The sequence below is a fragment of the Streptomyces sp. NPDC093586 genome, assembly GCF_044764905.1.
Classification (GTDB): Bacteria; Actinomycetota; Actinomycetes; order Streptomycetales; family Streptomycetaceae; genus Streptomyces.
Genome location: NZ_JBIWJA010000009.1, coordinates 1 through 16893, shown reverse-complemented (window position 1 = coordinate 16893; position 16893 = coordinate 1). Strand labels below are relative to the sequence as shown.

13 protein-coding genes and 1 pseudogene are annotated in these 16893 nt (G+C 72.6%); 9 read left to right on the top strand and 5 right to left on the bottom strand.

Features of this window, described 5'->3' with window-relative positions; genetic code table 11:
- Positions 1 to 12: 12 nt before the first annotated feature.
- Positions 13 to 2067: a SpoIIE family protein phosphatase gene (locus ACIRFH_RS12265; protein ID WP_403519536.1), complete on the bottom strand. Its 2055-nt coding sequence runs from the start codon at positions 2065 to 2067 to the stop codon at positions 13 to 15.
- Between the two features lie 161 nt (positions 2068 to 2228).
- The gene (locus tag ACIRFH_RS12260; protein ID WP_403519534.1) at positions 2229 to 2885 is read right to left on the bottom strand and encodes a TetR/AcrR family transcriptional regulator; all 657 of its coding nucleotides are present in this window, start codon (positions 2883 to 2885) and stop codon (positions 2229 to 2231) included.
- Positions 2886 to 2955: 70 nt separating this feature from the next.
- Here ACIRFH_RS12260 and ACIRFH_RS12255 point away from each other — a divergent pair.
- The 6 genes and pseudogenes from ACIRFH_RS12255 to ACIRFH_RS12230 form a co-directional block, all read left to right on the top strand.
- Positions 2956 to 3636: pseudogene (locus ACIRFH_RS12255) on the top strand (alpha/beta hydrolase fold domain-containing protein); the annotation flags it as partial.
- A 261-nt stretch (positions 3637 to 3897) separates the two neighbouring features.
- Positions 3898 to 4572, top strand: a complete 675-nt coding sequence (locus ACIRFH_RS12250; RefSeq protein WP_403519835.1) for a virginiamycin B lyase — start codon at positions 3898 to 3900, stop codon at positions 4570 to 4572.
- Complete coding sequence (locus ACIRFH_RS12245; protein ID WP_403519532.1) at positions 4569 to 5219, top strand: CatB-related O-acetyltransferase; 651 nt, start codon at positions 4569 to 4571, stop codon at positions 5217 to 5219. Before ACIRFH_RS12250 ends, ACIRFH_RS12245 begins: the two co-directional genes overlap by 4 nt.
- A 59-nt stretch (positions 5220 to 5278) precedes the next feature.
- Positions 5279 to 6007 (top strand): DUF5701 family protein, encoded by a 729-nt coding sequence (locus tag ACIRFH_RS12240; RefSeq protein WP_403519530.1) that lies wholly within the window; start codon positions 5279 to 5281, stop codon positions 6005 to 6007.
- 127 nt (positions 6008 to 6134) lie between these two features.
- The gene (locus ACIRFH_RS12235) at positions 6135 to 6656 is read left to right on the top strand and encodes a glutathione peroxidase (protein ID WP_403519528.1); all 522 of its coding nucleotides are present in this window, start codon (positions 6135 to 6137) and stop codon (positions 6654 to 6656) included.
- Positions 6657 to 6729: 73 nt separating this feature from the next.
- Positions 6730 to 7608, top strand: a complete 879-nt coding sequence (locus tag ACIRFH_RS12230; protein WP_403519526.1) for a MerR family transcriptional regulator — start codon at positions 6730 to 6732, stop codon at positions 7606 to 7608.
- Positions 7609 to 7703: 95 nt separating this feature from the next.
- Here ACIRFH_RS12230 and ACIRFH_RS12225 read toward each other — a convergent pair whose 3' ends face one another.
- The 3 genes from ACIRFH_RS12225 to ACIRFH_RS12215 form a co-directional block, all read right to left on the bottom strand.
- Positions 7704 to 7895: a DUF397 domain-containing protein gene (locus ACIRFH_RS12225; protein WP_403519524.1), complete on the bottom strand. Its 192-nt coding sequence runs from the start codon at positions 7893 to 7895 to the stop codon at positions 7704 to 7706.
- A gap of 172 nt (positions 7896 to 8067) precedes the next feature.
- Positions 8068 to 8925 carry a helix-turn-helix domain-containing protein gene (locus tag ACIRFH_RS12220; RefSeq protein ID WP_403519522.1) on the bottom strand — a complete coding sequence of 286 codons (858 nt, stop codon included), beginning with the start codon at positions 8923 to 8925 and terminating at the stop codon, positions 8068 to 8070.
- 320 nt (positions 8926 to 9245) lie between these two features.
- The gene (locus tag ACIRFH_RS12215; RefSeq protein WP_403519520.1) at positions 9246 to 10004 is read right to left on the bottom strand and encodes a GPP34 family phosphoprotein; all 759 of its coding nucleotides are present in this window, start codon (positions 10002 to 10004) and stop codon (positions 9246 to 9248) included.
- 177 nt (positions 10005 to 10181) lie between these two features.
- Between ACIRFH_RS12215 and ACIRFH_RS12210 the strand changes: the two genes are divergently transcribed.
- The 3 genes from ACIRFH_RS12210 to ACIRFH_RS12200 all read left to right on the top strand — a co-directional run bounded on the left by ACIRFH_RS12210 (position 10182) and on the right by ACIRFH_RS12200 (position 16790).
- Positions 10182 to 12677, top strand: coding sequence for a D-alanyl-D-alanine carboxypeptidase (locus ACIRFH_RS12210; protein WP_403519518.1), 2496 nt, complete (start codon positions 10182 to 10184; stop codon positions 12675 to 12677).
- Between the two features lie 188 nt (positions 12678 to 12865).
- Entirely contained in the window at positions 12866 to 14905 is a 2040-nt protein-coding gene (locus ACIRFH_RS12205; protein ID WP_403519516.1) for an MFS transporter, read from the top strand.
- 310 nt (positions 14906 to 15215) lie between these two features.
- The gene (locus ACIRFH_RS12200; RefSeq protein ID WP_403519514.1) at positions 15216 to 16790 is read left to right on the top strand and encodes a sodium:solute symporter family protein; all 1575 of its coding nucleotides are present in this window, start codon (positions 15216 to 15218) and stop codon (positions 16788 to 16790) included.
- The last annotated feature ends 103 nt before the right edge of the window (positions 16791 to 16893 follow it).

The window sequence follows — 16893 nt, the reverse complement described above, 5'->3', positions numbered from 1 at the left end:
CGGGGCCGGTGATCAGTCGTCGGCGGCCAGTCGTAGGGCGAGCATGGCCACGTCGTCCTCGCCGCCGTGGGGGAGCATGCCGGTCAGCAGCTCGTCGCAGAAGACGTCGAGGGGGCACCGGGCCGCCCCGGCCGCCCGTTCGCGCAGTCGTTCCAGGCCCGTCTCGAGGTCCTCGTCCCGGCGCTCCACGAGGCCGTCGGTGTAGAGCAGCAGGGTGGAGCCCGGCGGCAGCGGCTCATGGGCGCTGGTGTACCGGGGTTCGGGGACGAGACCGATGAGGGGATCGCGGGCCGCGGTCAGGAACCGGGCCGTGCCGTCGGCGTCGACGAGCAGGGGCGGCGGGTGGCCGGCGACGGAGTACTGGAGCCGGATGCCGCCGAGGGCGGTGGGCTCGACCCGGGCCAGGACGCAGGTGGCGGTGCACTCCGGGTAGAGGGCCTGCACGGACAGGTCGAGGCGGTCCAGGATCGTCGAGGTGGGCTCCTCGTGGTCCAGGGCCATTCCGCGGAGCATGTTGCGCAACTGGCTCATGGTGACGGCGGCGGGCAGGTCGTGGCCGGCGACGTCGCCGATGGTCAGGACCGTGGCGCCGTCGCGCAGGACGAAGGAGTCGTACCAGTCGCCGCCGACCTCGGCGCCGACGTTGCTGGGCCGGTAGCGGACCGCGATGCCGAGGCCGGGCGTGTCGGGCGGGGCCGTGAGCAGGCTGCGCTGCAGGGCGAGCGCGACCTGCCGGGTGCGCTGGAACTCGAGGGCGTTGCGCAGGGGGACGTGGGTCCGCTCGATCAGTTCGCGCAGCAGGTCGATCTCGGGGCGGCCGAGCGGCGGCCGGTCGCCGCTGACGGACGAGACGAGCAGCGCGGCGGTGGTGCCGTCCACGACGACGGGGAGCAGGACGACGCTGTTGGCCGACTCGGGCAGCCACGGCACGCTCCCCTCCGGAGCGATGTCGGGCGGTGGCTCGCCGGGCGGGAAGACGGCGTGGACGGGGCGGCCCTGCTCGACGGCGCGGGTGAACGGGTTCCCGGGCCACAGGCGTTCCTCGTGGTGCGGGGGCAGGCCGGGCAGACCCGGGCGGGTGATGCCGACGACGCGTTCGGCGGTCAGCACGTCCCCGGCGGGGCGGTCCAGCGTCTGGGGCAGGAGGTAGACCCCGCAGGCGTCGGCGACGTCGGGCACGATCACGTGGCCGAGGGCGTCGAGCATCTCCTCCAGCCGGCCCGTGCCGGCCGTGGCGCGGGCGGCGCGGGCCAGCAGTTCTTCCCGGCGGTTCGCCTGCCACTCCTGCTCGATGTCGACGCAGGTGCCCATCCATTCGATCACCGTGTCGCCGTCGCGGACGGGCGCGGCGTAGATGGTGAAGTGCCGGTAACCGCCGTTCACCGTACGGAGCCGGTAGGTGTCGGTGTAGTCCGCCGGCACCTCGGCCACCGCCCGGCGCCATTCCCTGATGGTCGCCTCGCGGTCCTCGGGGTGGACGGCGTCGAGCCACCCGCCGTTCCGGAACTCCTCCCACGTCTGCCCGGTCAGCCGCTCCCAGCCGGGGTTGGACTCGCTCACCTCGCCCTCGGCGTCGGTCACCCACACCACCTGCGTGCTGGCGTTGACCAGGCTGCGGTAGCGCAGCAGCACACGGCGGCGCTGCTCGGCCAGGACCCGGATGCGTTCGGCGGCTTCGACCTGCTCGGTGACCTCCACCACGACGGCCAGCACTCCTCGCTCGTCCGCGCCGAGCGTCGTCCGGGAGACGCTGAAGTTGAAGTAGCGCGTCACGCCGGCCGTCGATCCCGGGTAGGCCACGTCGACGGGAGCCGTGGAGACCCGTTCCGCGCGGCCGGTGGTGAGGACGCGGTCGAACAGCTCGAAGTAACCGGTCTGCGCGAGGTCGGCGAACGCCTCCCGCAACGGCCGGCCCAGCGGCCGGTCGCCGAAGGTCTCCCGGTAGACGGCGTTGATGTAGGCGATGCGGTGCTCGGGGCCGCGGGTGACGACCACCCCCACCGGGGCCGCGTCGAACACGTCCAGCCCGATCCTGCCGAGCGGGCGCTGTGGCTCCTCCTCACGCATCCGGCACCTCCTGCCCCTTCCGCACCTCCCGCGCACCACCCCGATCACCGTATGCGACATATGGCATCGAAGACGGCAGAAGGATGACGGCCGGTCGGTGCGCCGGGCGCCGGGCGCCGGGAAGGGACCGGCTCCGGGACGCCTCGCCCGGGCGGCCTCGGTCAGGAGCGTCCGTACTCCGCGAGGGCGGGGGCCAGCAGGTCGAACGCCCGTGGCGCCTCCTCCCTCAGCACCTGCGCGATCTCCGCGTTCGTGTTCCCGGCCAGCGTCAGTTGCTGGATGCGGGTGAACAGGACGCGGTGGACGCCGCCGAGCAGGGCCGCGGCCGTGCGGGGCGTGATGTCGTCGGGCGGGGTGGCCGTCGCGTCGGCCAGGGCCGCGGCCAGCGCCTCCTCGCGCCGGTCGTGGAGGCCGCGCAGACAGGACGAGAGGGTGGGGCTGTCGGCGATCATGCGGGTGAAGGCGGGTCCGGCGAAGCCCGCGACGGGGTCCTGGGCCTCGACGGCCGCCAGGAAGGCGCGGCGCAGGGCCGCCAGGGGGGTCTCGCCCGGCTCGCGCGCGGCCACGGCGTCGGCGAGGGCGGCGACGAACTCGTCCTGGTGGTCGAGGGCCAGGTCCTCCTTGCGCGGGAAGTAGTTCGTCACCGTCTTCTTGGCGACGCGGGCGGCGTCGGCGATCTCGGCGATCGTCGTGCGCTCGAAGCCCTGCTCGACGAAGAGCCTGGTCGCCCGGTCGGAGATCAGCTGCCGCGTCTCGCGCTTCTTGGTCTCGCGCAGGCCCAGCGCCGGTGCGCCTGCGGACGGGGAGGTCGTATCCATGCGGATAATTTTACCTCCGTAGTAATTTTATATTGACACCCTGTAGCGGGCCCACATAAAGTTACTACCGATGAAAAAATTTATCGAGGGCAACATCGAGGAGCACACCGCGCTCGAATGGGTGAGCGCGCCCGGCGCCGGGGACCGCGGACACGGCGTCGTCGTCTACGTCCACGGCGGCGGGTTCGCCCACACCACGCCCGAGGCCGAGCGGGCCCTCGCCCGCCGGCTGTCGCGGGCCACCGGACGGCCCGTGCTGCGGGTGGACTACCGACTGGCCCCCGCCCATCCGTACCCGGCGGCCCTGGAGGACGTCCTCGCCGCCTGGCGGAGCGTGCTGGAGCAGGGCGTTCCCGCGGCGCGGGTGGCGTTCTTCGGCGAGTCGGCCGGAGCGACGCTCGTCCTGTCCGCCCTGCTGGAGATCGAGCGGACCGGCGGGCCCCGGCCCGGCGCCGCGGTCGTCGTCTCGCCCGTCACCGACCTGGCGCTCACCGGCGCCTCCCTGACGGCCAACGACGGCAAGGACGTCATCGACCGGACCGTCCTCACGTCCGTCTGCGCCCAGTACCTCGCCGGCGCGTCCGCCACCGAGGCGCCGCAGTCACCGCTGTACGGCGATCCGCGCGGGCTGCCGCCGCTGCTCGTCGCGGTCGGCGGGGACGAGGTGCTGCTGGACGACGCCCGCCGGTTCGCGCGGGCCGCGCAGGCCGCCGGGGTGAGCGTGACCCTGCGCGTCCACGAGGGCATGAAGCACGCCTTCCACCTCTCCGAGGAGGACGGCCGCGCGCTGTTCGAGGAGGTCGGGCGCCTGCTCGCCGGCCCCGTGCGGGAGTTCGCCGTCACCGGCCCGGACGCCGGCCCCTACGCACTCGCCGAAGGACCGGACGGAGCCCTCTGGTTCACCCTCGTCCACCAGGACGCCGTGGCCCGCCGGGATCCCGGCGACGGGAGTGTCACCGTCCACCCGGTCGGGGCCGGGCCGACCGTGATCGCGCGGGGCCCGGACGGGGCGATGTGGTTCACCGAGTACCGGGCGCACCGCATCGGCCGGATCACCCCCGACGGTACGTACTCGTCCTTCGCGCCCCCGACCCCCGGGGGCGGGCCGTTCGGGATCGTCGCCGGGCCGGACGGGGCCATGTGGTTCACGCTCTCCTCGGCGGACCGCGTCGGCCGCGTCACCATGGACGGCGAGATCACCGAGTACCCGGCGCCCGGCGCCTTCCCGTCCGCCATCGCGGCCGGCCCGGACGGGGCCCTGTGGTGCACCCTCAACCAGGACAACGCCGTCGGACGGCTCACCACGGACGGCCACGGCACCGCCCACCCCCTGCCGACCGCGTCCGCCGCACCGGTGGGCATCGCCGCGGGGCCCGACGGAGCGCTGTGGTTCACCGAGATCGGGGCCGGGCGGATCGGCCGGATCACCGTCGACGGCGACGTCACCGAATATCCGCTGCCCGACCCGGCGGCCCGGCCGCACGCGGTCACGGCCGGACCCGACGGCGCGCTGTGGTTCACCGAGTGGGGCAGCGGCCGGGTCGGCCGGATCACCGTCGACGGCCGCGTCACCTCGTACGCGCTCTCCCGTCCCGACGGCGAACCGCACGGCATCGCCCGGCACGACGGCGCCCTGTGGTGCGCCCTGGAAACCGGCTCCCTGGCCAGAATCGAGGTCCCCGCATGACGACTCCCGACCCCGGCGTCCTCCACCCGCTCGCCCAGCATCCGCGCGTCGTCCTGCTCAAGCCGCTCGTCACCGACGAACGCATCCGGGTCGGCGACTTCACCTACTACGACGACCCCGACGACGCCACCGCCTTCGAGACCCGCAACGTGCTCTACGCCTACGGGCCGGAGAAACTGATCATCGGCAAGTACTGCGCGATCGCCTCCGGCACCCGGTTCCTGATGGCCGGGGCCGAACACCCCACCATGGGCGTGTCGACGTTCCCGTTCACCATGTTCGGCGGCGCCTGGGCCGAGGCCACGCTCGACCTCGTCACCGGCATGCCCAGCCGCGGCGACACGGTCGTCGGCAACGACGTGTGGTTCGGCTACGGCGCCACCGTCATGCCCGGCGTGCGCATCGGGGACGGGGCGATCATCGCCGCGGGCTCGGTGGTCACCGGCGACGTTCCCCCGTACACCGTCGTCGGCGGCGATCCGGCCCGGCCCATCCGCGCCCGGTACGACGCCGAGGATGTCGCGCGGCTCCTCCGCGCCGCCTGGTGGGACTGGCCGGTCGAGCTGGTCACCCGCCACGTCCGGACGATCATGTCGGGCAGCCCGGCCGACATCGAGGCCGTCGCGCGCGAGGAGGGGCTCTCCTGACCGGCGTTCCCGCCACCGCATCCGCCCGCCTCGTACAGGACCCCACGGAAGGAACCGGCTTGACCGACCGGACGCACTCCCCCGCCGCCTCCGCCGCCCCCGGCTCCCCCGCCTTCGACCCCGCCGCCGAGTTCGACCGGCAGGTCCGTACGCTCGTCTCGCTCGGCTACCCGGCGCTGTCCGGGCGCACCCCGGAGCAGTTCGCCGAGCTGGTGGCGCCGCTGCGCGCCGAGGCCGTGGCCCACGCGGGCACCGCGGCGGACGGAGCGGACGGGGCGGACGCTCCGTACGATCCCGCCGTCACCGGCCGGGTGCCGTTCGTCCTGGTCGTCGGCCGGGAACTCGCCCCGATCGAGCGGACGATGCCGCTGACCACGTTGCACGGCGGCCGGCTGCCCGGGTTCGTCGACCACTCCTTCGAGCCCGGCTCCCTGGAACGGTTCGTCGCCACGAAGGAGGCCGCGCCGCCCGGCCGGGCCGGCGTCCACCTGCTGTGCGACGTCGAGCGCGGGGAGGAGTTCTGCGGGGTCGTGCCCGACGACGCGATGGCCGCCGTCGCCGAACGGGGGCGCGGACTGCTCACCCTCGAGGAGGGCATCGCGCTGATGACGCACGTCCCGCAGATCCTGGTCAAGAACAAGTGCTTCTCGCTGGGTGGTTCCCGGTCCGGCGACCGCCGGGTCCCGGCGATCTGGATCAGCCGGAAGGCCCCGAAGCTCGGCTGGTGCTGGGCGGGCAACCCGCACACCTGGCTCGGCATGGCGTCCGCGGGTTCCCGCCGCGCCTGACCCGCCCGGCCACCCGCGGCCCCCGTCCCGGACGTCCTCGCTCAGGGCGTCCGGGCGGGCGGACGCCGGAGCCTTCGGGAGGCGGGCGCGGGGCGCGTGCGAGGGGCGCGGGGCTAGCATCCCGTCCATGACGACCTCAGAGAACGCGCAGCACGACGACAGCCTCCCCCTCGACGTCGAGATCGGCGCCCTCCAGGGCGGAGCGGCCGGTCTCTCCCGGTACGCCGGCCGGGTGGTGCTGGTGGTCAACGTGGCCTCCAGGTGCGGGCTGACCCCGCAGTACGCCGGTCTGGAGCGGCTGCACGAGCGGTACGCGGAGCGGGGCTTCACCGTGCTCGGCGTGCCGTGCAACCAGTTCATGGGGCAGGAGCCCGGCAGCGCCGACGAGATCGCCGAGTTCTGCTCGGCGACGTACGGCGTCACCTTCCCGATGACCGAGAAGGTGGACGTCAACGGGGAGGGGCGGCACCCGCTGTACGACCGCCTGACCGGCTTCGCCGACGCCGAGGGGCACAGCGGGGACGTCCGGTGGAACTTCGAGAAGTTCCTGATCGGCCGGGACGGCAAGGTCGCGGCGCGCTTCTCGCCGCAGACCGAACCGGAGTCGGCGGAGGTCGTCGCGGCCGTCGAGGAACTCCTCGCCGGCTGACCGGGCGGGCCGGTTGACCTTGCCCCTGGGGCAGGGCCGAGCCTCGTGGTCGCCGGGCGGAACAGGCCGCCCGGTGACGGAGGACGACGACGTGGACGATGCGCGCGACGACGGGTTGCTGACCATCGGGGCGTTCGCCGCGCGGGCCCGGCTGTCGGCCAAGGCACTGCGGTTGTACGACCGTCTGGGCCTGCTGGCGCCGGCCCACGTGGACGAGGCCACCGGCTACCGCTACTACCGCCCCGGCCAGGTCGAACGCGCCCGGCTGGTGGCGCTGTTGCGTCAACTGGACATGCCGTTGGCCCGGGTCGCCGAGGTGGTCCGGGCGGACGGGCCCGGGGCGGCCGGGCTGATCGACGCGTACTGGGCGGACGTGGAGGCGCGGGTCGCCGGCCAGCGCACGCTCGCCGCGTACCTCCGTGCACGGCTTTCGGGAAGGGAGTCCGAGGTGTACGAGAGGTTCGCGGTCGAGACGGTGGACGTGCCCGGGCAGGTGCTGATCACCGAGACGCGGCACACGCTGGCGGACGAGCTGCCGGCGTGGATCGGTGCCTCGCTGGGACGGCTGGAGGAGGCCGCCCGGGGTTGCGGGGGTGTGGTGGCGGCGCCGTTCGTCGCCTACCACTCCGAGGTGTCGGTGGAGAGCGACGGGCCGGCCGAGTCGTGCGTGCCGGTCGCCGACGAGGCGGCGGCACGGGCGTGGGTGGAACGGCAGGGGCGCGCGGGGGAGGCGCGGGTGCGGGTGGAGCCGGCCCGGCGGCTGGCCTTCACCCGCATCACCAAGGCCCAGGTGGCCCATCCGCAGATCCTGGCGGCCTTCGATGCGGTGGAGGCGTGGATCGCCGACCGGGGTCTGACCGTGGACGGGCCGTGCCGTGAGGTGTACTTCGCCGACTGGGACGCGGCCGGACCGGAGGATCCGGTGTGCGACGTGGCGTTCCCGGTGAGGTGACCGTGCCGCCGGAGTGAACAGGGCCCTCTCGGCAAGGTCGGCGAACTGGTCGAGAGGGCTCTGCCGGCGGTGCCGGTGGGCCGTGCGCGGGGTCGTCAGCCCTTGACCGAGGCCACGAACGCCTTCCACGCGTCGGCGGGGAACGCCAGGACCGGGCCCTCGGGGACCTTGGAGTCACGGACGGCGAGCGCCGCCACGACCGGAGACTTGACCTCGACGCACGCGCCGTTCCCTCCGGAGTAGGAGGACTTGGTCCAAGATTCCGTGGCGCCCTGAAGAATTGCCATGTCTGCTCCGATGGCGAGTGTGTGCGGTGTACGCCAATGACGCTTGATCTTTGGCGTGATGGACGCTACTCGCTGTCCTCGCCGATCGGAGCGGCCGTTCACCCGACCGGATGGCATATTCCAGGCGACTCTTCCAGAACGACGCGGCAGGGGTGTAGCATCCCGCCGCCTCTCAGCGCGCGTACTCCTTCGCCACGTCCTCGATGAGCTGGCGGGACTGCTCCACGTTCAGCGCCTGGGCCCGCAGGTGTTCGTACATCACCGTGTACTTCTGCACGTCCTGGGCCTTCTCCAGGTACAGGTCGCTGGTGACGCCCTCGATGTACACGACGCTGGAGTCGGCCGCGTCGGCGAACTCCAGGATGGAGTACTGGCCGTTGATGCCGGGGTGCGCCCCGACGTCGAACGGCAGCACCTGCACGGTGATGTGCGGCAGCTGCGACATCTCGGCGACGTGCTCCAGCTGTTCGCGCATCACCTGCCTGCCGCCCACCACCCGGTGCAGCGACGCCTCGTCGAGGACCACCCACAGCCGCAGGGGGTTGCTCCCGGCGGAGACGCGCTCCTGACGCCTTATGCGGACCTGGACCCGCTTCTCGATGTCGGCGGCCGACGTCTCGGGCAACGCGCCCTGGATCAGGGCCTCGGCGTACGGGCGGGTCTGCAACAGGCCGGTGATGATCTGGGGTTCGTACGTCCGCAGCGACTCGGCGTCGGTCTCCAGGCCGATGTAGACGCTGTACGGGATGTCCCCGAAGGCGTGCCACCAGCCCTGCTGGCGCGAGTCCTTGGCCATCTGCATCAGCGAGTCGACGACCCGCTGGTCCTCGACCTCGTAGACCCCGCACAGGTCGCGGACGTCGCGCTGGCTGATGCTGCGCCGGCCGTTCTCCAGGCGGCTGATCTTCGACTGCGAGACCAGCAGCCGCTCCGCCACCTCCTCCGCCGTCATGCCCTTGAGCTCGCGGAGCCGGCGCAGCTCCTGGCCCAACCGGCGTCGCCTGACGGTGGGATTGACATTGGACGCCACGGGACGTGCACCTCCGGCTGCGTGACTCATACCTGCCACTTTGCGTATCTGCTGTTGAGCAGACTGCCACCAAGGTGCTTCCTACCGCTGGCAAACGGTCGATATGCACCGCGTACACGCCGGTTCGGGGGCACATCCGCACACATGGCCGCGCGGGGCGGCGGGTCCGGCCGTGTCCGGGTGTGCCGGACGTACGGCCGGTCCCGCCGCCCCGCGCGGATGTGCGGCTCCCGTGACCGGGTCTCGGGGACAGTCGGTGCGGCGGTGCGTGGTCGTGCGTGGTGCGTGGTGCGGTCGTGCGGGTGGTGCCTGTGGTGCGGTCAGTGGGCCGCGGCACGCGCCATGGATCCGTGGCGCGGTTGCGCCGGAACGCCGCGGGCGGGTTCCGGGGCGGGCCTCGCCCCCGGTCCCGCGGCCGGCCGGCCGGCCGGTGCCGGGCTGCGGCGCGGCTGCGCCGCCGCACCGTTCTGGACGTCCATCACTGCGTGCGCCACCAGGCCGCCCATGGGGTCGTGCCTGATGAGGTCCCGCAGGCGGGACCGCGACGAGCGTCCTTCGTTGCCCGGGTACAGGTGCTTGCCGAGGCCGACCGCGTGGGCCAGCGCGGCGAGCGCCGCGGTCCGCGGGTCCGGCGGTACGCCGGTGCGGATCGCCGAGTCCAGCCGGGCCTTGATCTCCCGGCTGATCGCCGTGTCCGTCGCCTGGTAGCGAGTCGTCGGCAACACCCCGCACATCTGGCCCTCCACGGCATGCACCATGCCGCAGCGCTCCAGATGCGAGAGATAGGTCTGGCGCAGCCCCAGGCGGGGCCCGCCGATCCAGTTGACCGCCCGTACGGGAGCGCCACGCCTTCGCAGCAGCTCCAACGCGCAGTCGAGTGTCGGATCTCCGGTCGGCCGTGGGGCCACCACGGCGATACGATCCCCGTCTGGGGCTATCCGTCCGGCCAGCGCCAGCTCCACCAGCTGTGCTCCGGCCAGACCCAGGTCGAGCGACTGCGGCTGTGCGGTGGTACCCGTGGTCGGGTCCAACGCCAGCAGCAGAAGCTCCTCCGGAAGTGTTCTGCGGCTCCTGCCCATCCATGCCTCCCCGCGTGGATGACAGACAGGGTGACCCCTCTCACATTGGTCTGTCGAGAGTGCGTGACCGGTTCGTAGTGGAACCAGTAGGTATGTCGTTCTCGTCTACCGCGTGGGTTCCAGCCGTACACAGGACACTGGTACATGGTTCGGTAGCGCACACAGGACGTGCGGCGCATGGAGGAGGCATCGGTGGCGGGCGAGTCCCCCGACAGGTCGAAGCAGCGCGAGTCGTCGGAAGAACCGACGTCGGGGAGCGCGGGTCCGGTTCCCGAAGCCAGGACCGAGGCGAGCGAGACGCGTGATCCGCGGCTGGCGGTGGCGCGGGAGACCGGGAAGGCGTCGGCGTCCGCGGATTCCGACGGGTCCTCGGCGTCCCGTGGGGGCGTGGACACGGCCACCCGGGTGCTGTCGGTCCGTGGGACGGAGACCGAGGCGGAGACGCCGGAGGCCGGGGCCGACAACGAGGACGAGGCGAAGGCCGCACCCGGGGCCGAGGCCGGCGTCGAGGCGGACGCCGGGACGGACACCCGGCCCGAGACCGACGCGGACGCCGAGACGGACGCCGGGTCCGAGGCAGAGAGCACGCCCGTGTCCGGCGACAGGACCGCGCCCGAGACCGACGCGGACGCCGAGCCCGGCGACCGGGCCGGGGACGACGACCGGGCCGGGGACGACGACCGGGCCGGGGACGACGACGCGCCCGAGGCCGAGGACGGGGTCGAGGCGGACGGCGAGAAGGGCGCGTCGGGGACGGCCGGGGACGGCCGGCTGCGTGACGCCGTGGCGGCGTGGGTCGCGACCGCGGACGAGCGTGCCGCCGCGAACGCCCGCCACGAGGCCGGGAACGAGCCGGGGGGCGCCGCCTCCCCCGAGGCGGCGGCCGAGGACGCCGACGGGCCCGAGGAGGCCTCCGAGGGCCCCGCAGACGACCGCGCCGAGGCCGGGCGGGAGCCCGGCGCCGACGAGGGGGCCGAGGCCGGCAAGGGGGCCGAGGCCGGCAGGGGCCCCGTCGATCAGCCCACCGCCGTCTTCAAGACCGTACGGCCGTCCGCCGGGCCCTCCGTGGACCAGCCGACGACCATGCTGAAGCTGGGCGACGCGGCGAAGAAGGACGGGAAGGCCGGCGGGACCGGCAAGGCCGACGCCGAGACCGACGCCGAGACCGACGCCGAGCGCACCAGCAAGTTCGTCGCCCTGCGGCACCCGGACGACCCGGCCACCCGCAAGCCCCCGCGGCCCGCGCAGCCGGACCCGGCCCCGGCCCCGGCCCCGAAGGCCGGTCCCGAGGCGCCCCACGCGGCCTCCGCCGGGGCCACCGCGGCCGTGCCGCAGGTCGGTCCCGAGCGGACCACGCAGCAGCCGCTGCCGCCGAAGCCGCCGCTGGACCTGCTGGCCGAGCTGACGAACACCCCGCCGCCCCCGGAGACCCCGCTCCGCACGACCGTGCGCCGGGTCAAGATCTGGACCCCGCTGGTCCTGCTGCTGGTGCTCGTGTTCGGGGTCGTCCAGGCCGTGCGCCCGCTGCCCACGCCCACGCTGCACCTCACCGCGCAGGAGACCGTCTCCTTCGAGGGCGGCAAGCCCTCCATGCCCTGGCCCGGTCAGGGACAGGCGGCCATGGACGTCAACGGCATCGGCACCTTCGGCACGTCCGGCGACCAGAAGCCCGTACCGATCGCCAGCATCGCCAAGGTCATGACGGTGTACCTGATCCTGCGCGACCACCCGCTGAAGACGGGCGAGAAGGGTCCGGAGATCCCCGTCGACGCGACCGCGCAGAAGCACTACGAGACCGGCAAGGCCGAGAACGAGTCGGTGGTGAGGGTCTCCGAGGGCCAGAAGATCACCGAGTACGAGGCGTTGCAGGCGGTCATGCTGCCGTCCGCCAACAACGTCGCCAGGCTGCTGGCCCGCTGGGACTCCGGCAACGGCTCCGAGGACGCGTTCGTCGCGAAGATGAACAAGACCGCCAAGGAGCTGGGGATGAAGAACACCACCTACACGGACCCCAGCGGCCTCGACAAGACGACCGTCTCCACCGCCGAGGACCTGGTGAAGCTGGGCCGCGCCGCGATGGAGAACCCGGTCTTCAAGGAGATCTCCCGGCAGCCCAGCTACGTCGACCTCAACGGCGACAAGCAGAACAACTTCTTCGGGCTCGTCCCGACCGTGGCCATCGGCATCAAGACCGGCACCACCACCGCGGCCGGCGGCAACATCCTCTTCGCCGCGGAGAAGAACATCGACGGCAAGAACCGGACGATCATCGGCGCGGCCCTCGGCCAGTTCGGGCGGAACGGCGTCGCCAACATCGACGAGGTCACCGGCGTCGTGCGCAAGCTGATCGAGGCGGGGCAGGACGCGCTCACCTCGAAGACCGTCGTGAAGAAGGGCGATGTCGTCGGGCGGGTCGACGACGGTCTGGGCGGCACCACGCCGGTGGTCGCCACCAAGGACGTCTCCGCCGTCGGCTGGTCCGGCCTGACCGTGCGGCTGAGGCTGGACGGTCCCGGCGACGGGTCGGTGCCGCACACGGCGAAGGCCGGCACCCAGGTCGGCACGCTCGTCGTCGGCGACGGCAGCGGCGGTGACGCCGTCGAGGTCCCGGTCGCCCTCCGGGACGACCTCGCGGAGCCCGGTCTCACGGCCAGGCTGACCCGGCTCGGCTGACACCGGGCAGGACAGGACGGCACGGCGCCTGTCACGCACCCCGTCCGGCGGCCGCCGGACGGGGTGCGTGCTAGCGTCACGAAACGGGGCAGGTCGCCGGGTCGCGGGAACGCGGCCGTGAAGAGTCGTGAAGAGTACGGGACGTACGCGGCCGAAAGCAGAAGACGGGACACGGGGAGTGCCTTCAGGTGGCCACTGCGGAGCCGACACACGCCGACGACGCCGATCCGGGTCCGGGAACGGGCCCGCGACCACACGTACCCGCGCCCCGCAAGGACGCCGGGGACCGCGGGGACGGCGGGAGGACCGGCACCGGCCCGGCGGACGACGACCGTGAGCCGGACCGCACCGAGCCTGCCGGGCGGGAGTCCGGCGGACGGGTACCCGGCGCCCCGGAGCCTGCCGGGCCGGAGCCTGCCGGGCCGGAAGCGCCGTCCGCGGTGAAGGGCGCCCTCCTGGCCGTGCGCGAGCGCATGCTGCGCCACCCCGTCCTGTCCGTCACCGCCCTCGCCGGGATCCTCCACATCATGTGGTTCTTCACCTTCGCGAACAGCGGCGGTGACCTCGCGGCGCAGGACGCGTGGGCGGAGTTCGTCGGCCGGCATCCGGCCTCGGCGTACAACCTCGCCTGGTACGGCGGCATGCACCCGGTGTCGTACAGCGTGGTGTCGCCGTATCTGATGTCGGTGCTCGGCGTCCGGACCACGATGATGATCGCGGGGACGCTGTCGGCCGGGCTGCTGACGCTGATCCTGATCCGCAGCCGGGTGGTCCGCAACCCGCTGTGGGCGTCGCTCGCGGGCCTGTTCGGGCTGCTGTGCAACGCGATCTCGGGCCGGGTGACGTTCGGGCTGGGGACGATGTTCGCGCTGGGCGCGGTGGCCACGGTGTTCTGCTGGCCGCACCGCTGGCGCCACGAGCGCTGGGCGAAGGCGCTGTGCACGGCGCCGCTGGCCGCGCTGTCCACGATGGCCTCGCCGGTCTCGGGCCTGTTCGTGGGCCTGGTCGCGGTGGCCCTGTTCCTGCAGAAGCGCCGGCCGGGCGCCTGGGCGCTGGGCCTGGCGCCCAGCGTGGTGGTCGCGCTGTCGGCCTGGCTGTTCCCGTTCTCCGGCACGCAGCCGATGATCTTCGGCTCGACGATCCTGCCGTTGCTGTGCGCGGGGGGCGTGTACGCGGTGGTGCCGCGCACGTGGAGGACGGTGCGGATCACGGCGGCGGTCTACGGGCTGGCCGTGCTCCTCGTCTGGGCGATCAGCTCCCAGATCGGCTCCAACATCACGCGCCTGCCGATGCTCTTCGCCGGGGTGGTGCTGGTGGCCGCGCTGCCGTTCACGGTGCCGCGCTCGCGCAAGTGGTACGCGCTGATGGCGACGCTCGCCTGCTTCACCGGCTGGATCGGTTACAAGACGGGCGACGACATCGTCCACACCACGCCGGCCGCCTCCTGGGCGCGCGAGCTGGCGCCGCTCGTCAACGAGCTCCAGGAGGTCGGCGCGGAGAAGGGCCGGGTGGAGGTCGTGCCCGCCCGTTCCCACCGCGAGGCCTCGGCGCTCGCCCCGTACGTGAACCTGGCGCGGGGCTGGAACCGCCAGGCCGACATGGAGCGCAACCCCCTCTTCTACGACGACACGCTGAACTCGGCGAACTACCACGAGTGGCTGCAGCGCTGGGCGGTGCACTTCGTGGTGCTGCCCAAGGACGAGCCGGACGGTGACGGCGGCGAGCGGGAGCGCGCGCTGGTGCAGCGGGGGTTGCCGTATCTGAAGCAGGTCTGGGGCGACACCAACTGGCAGTTGTTCCAGGTGACCGACCCCGCCCCGCTGGCCGAGCCGGACGCGGTCGTCCAGCGCGCCGAGCAGGGCGAGTGGACGATCGACGTGCACAAGGCGGGTCCGGTCCTGGTCCGGATGCCGTACTCGCCGTGGCTGGGTCTCGTCGACGCCGAGGGCAAGAAGCTCAAGCCGCCGCAGGAGACGGAGGCCTCCAGGGACCGTCCCGAGGGCTCGCCGAAGTCGTTCGAGAACGTCAACGGCTGCCTGACGGAGACGGAGGAGACCGTCGACGGCGACACGTGGACGGTGCTGGTCGCCCCGAAGGCGGGCACGTACCACCTGGCGGCCCCGTACGGGTTCTCGCGCGGCACCCCGTGCCCGGACGAGATGAAGGACGAGCTCAAGGACCGGCTCGCGGACCAGCTCAAGGACGAGCTGAAGTTCGCGACAAAGTAGCGCCGGGCAGCGCCGGAGCAGCGCGGGATTCGCTCCGGAGCCGCCCGACGGTGGCTCCGGAGCCGGCGAGACGGCCGGGAAACCGGTCCGCGAACGCCGGCTGCCTCACCCCTTCGTCGTTCATGTAGGTGAACCGAGGTCAACAAGCCGAACCTTTTTACCCGCTCTTGACTCTCCGCTTTCTTGTCGTGCCCGCGTCGACGCACCCACGATGAGCGGGCACTTCGCCGTGCGCCTCGCCCTCCCCCCGCTCCCGCGAAGCGCCGGCCTGCTGAGCGGAGTTCACAAGGCGGACCCCGGAAGGGGGCACATGAACGGTCTCGACTGGTCCGTGCTCATCGGCTACTTCGCCGTGATGGTGGCGATCGGCGTCTGGTCGCACAAACGCGTGGACAACGTCAGCGACTTCTTCACGGCCGGCGGCAAGATGCCCTGGTGGCTGTCCGGCATCTCGCACCACATGTCGGGCTACAGCGCGGTGATGTTCACCGGGTACGCGGGCATCGCCTACACCTACGGCGTCACGTCCTTCGTCACCTGGTCGCTCCCCATCGCCCTGGGCATCGCCGTCGGGTCGAAGCTGTTCGCGCCGCGCATCAACCGGCTGCGCTCACGGCTCCACGTGGCCTCTCCCCTGGAGTACCTGAAGAACCGCTACAACCTGCCGACCCAGCAGGCCCTGGCCTGGTCCGGCATGCTGCTGAAGATCGTGGACGTGGCCGCGAAGTGGGCGGCCATCGCCACGCTGCTGTCGGTCTTCACCGGCATCTCCCTCAACCAGGGCATCCTGATCACCGGCGTCGTCACCGGCGTCTACTGCACGATCGGCGGCCTGTGGGCGGACGCGCTGACCGAGCTGGGGCAGTTCGTCATCCAACTGCTCGCCGGCGTCGCGATGTTCGTGGCCGTCGTCATGAAACTCGACGACCACGGCGGCTTCTTCGGTGTCTGGGACGAGCCCGCCCTCCAGGGCCACGGCAAGCCGCTGGTCGGCCCGTACGGGACGGTGTTCCTGCTCGCCTTCCTCTTCATCAAGCTCTTCGAGTACAACGGCGGCATGCTCAACCAGGCCCAGCGCTACATGGCGACGGCGAACGCCCGCGAGGCCGCGCGGTCGGCGCGGCTGTCGGCGGTCCTGTGGCTGGTCTGGCCGGTGGTGCTGTTCTTCCCGATGTGGATGTCGCCGCTGCTGGTGGAGTCGCAGAAGCCGGACGGCTCCGACTCCTACGGCCTGATGACCGAACAGCTCCTGCCGCACGGCCTGCTGGGCCTGGTCATCGTCGGGTTCTTCTCCCACACCATGGCCATGTGCTCCTCGGACGCCAACGCGATCGCCGCGGTGTTCACCCGGGACGTGGCGCCGGTGGTGTCGGCGCGGGCACGGGCCTGGGGCGAGCGGTCCGGGCTGGTCGCGGCACGGGTGACGACGGTCGTCTTCCTCGCCCTGTCCATGGCGGTGGCCACGCAGGTCGACTCGCCGACGTTCAAGGACATCATCACCGTCGTCATCAAGTGGGTCGCCGGTCTGATGGGACCGATCGCGATCCCGATGATGCTCGGCCTGCTGCGGCCCTTCCGCCGCTCGGGACCGACGGCCGCGCTCACCAGCTGGGCGGCCGGTCTGTTCGCCTTCTGGCTGGTCAACTACCCGGTCAACTGGAACGTCGAGGGCGGGGTACCGCTGGAGTACCAGGTGTCCGTCCCGCTCGCGGTCTCCCTGGTCCTCTACGTCGTCGTCGGCTTCCTGAAGCCGGAGGACACCCCGGAACGGCTCGCGATCATCGAGCGCGTGAACACGGACGACGACGGCGCCGGTGCGGCGGCGGTGCTCCCGGCGCCGGCCGACGGGACGGAGGACGCGGTCGTCACGCGGGTCAAGGACTAGTGCCGCACCAGGCGACGTTCGCCCCGTCGCGACGCCCGGCACGCTCCCCCGGAGGGGGTGCCCCCACTCGCCGCACCGGACGCCGCTCCTCACCGGGCGAACG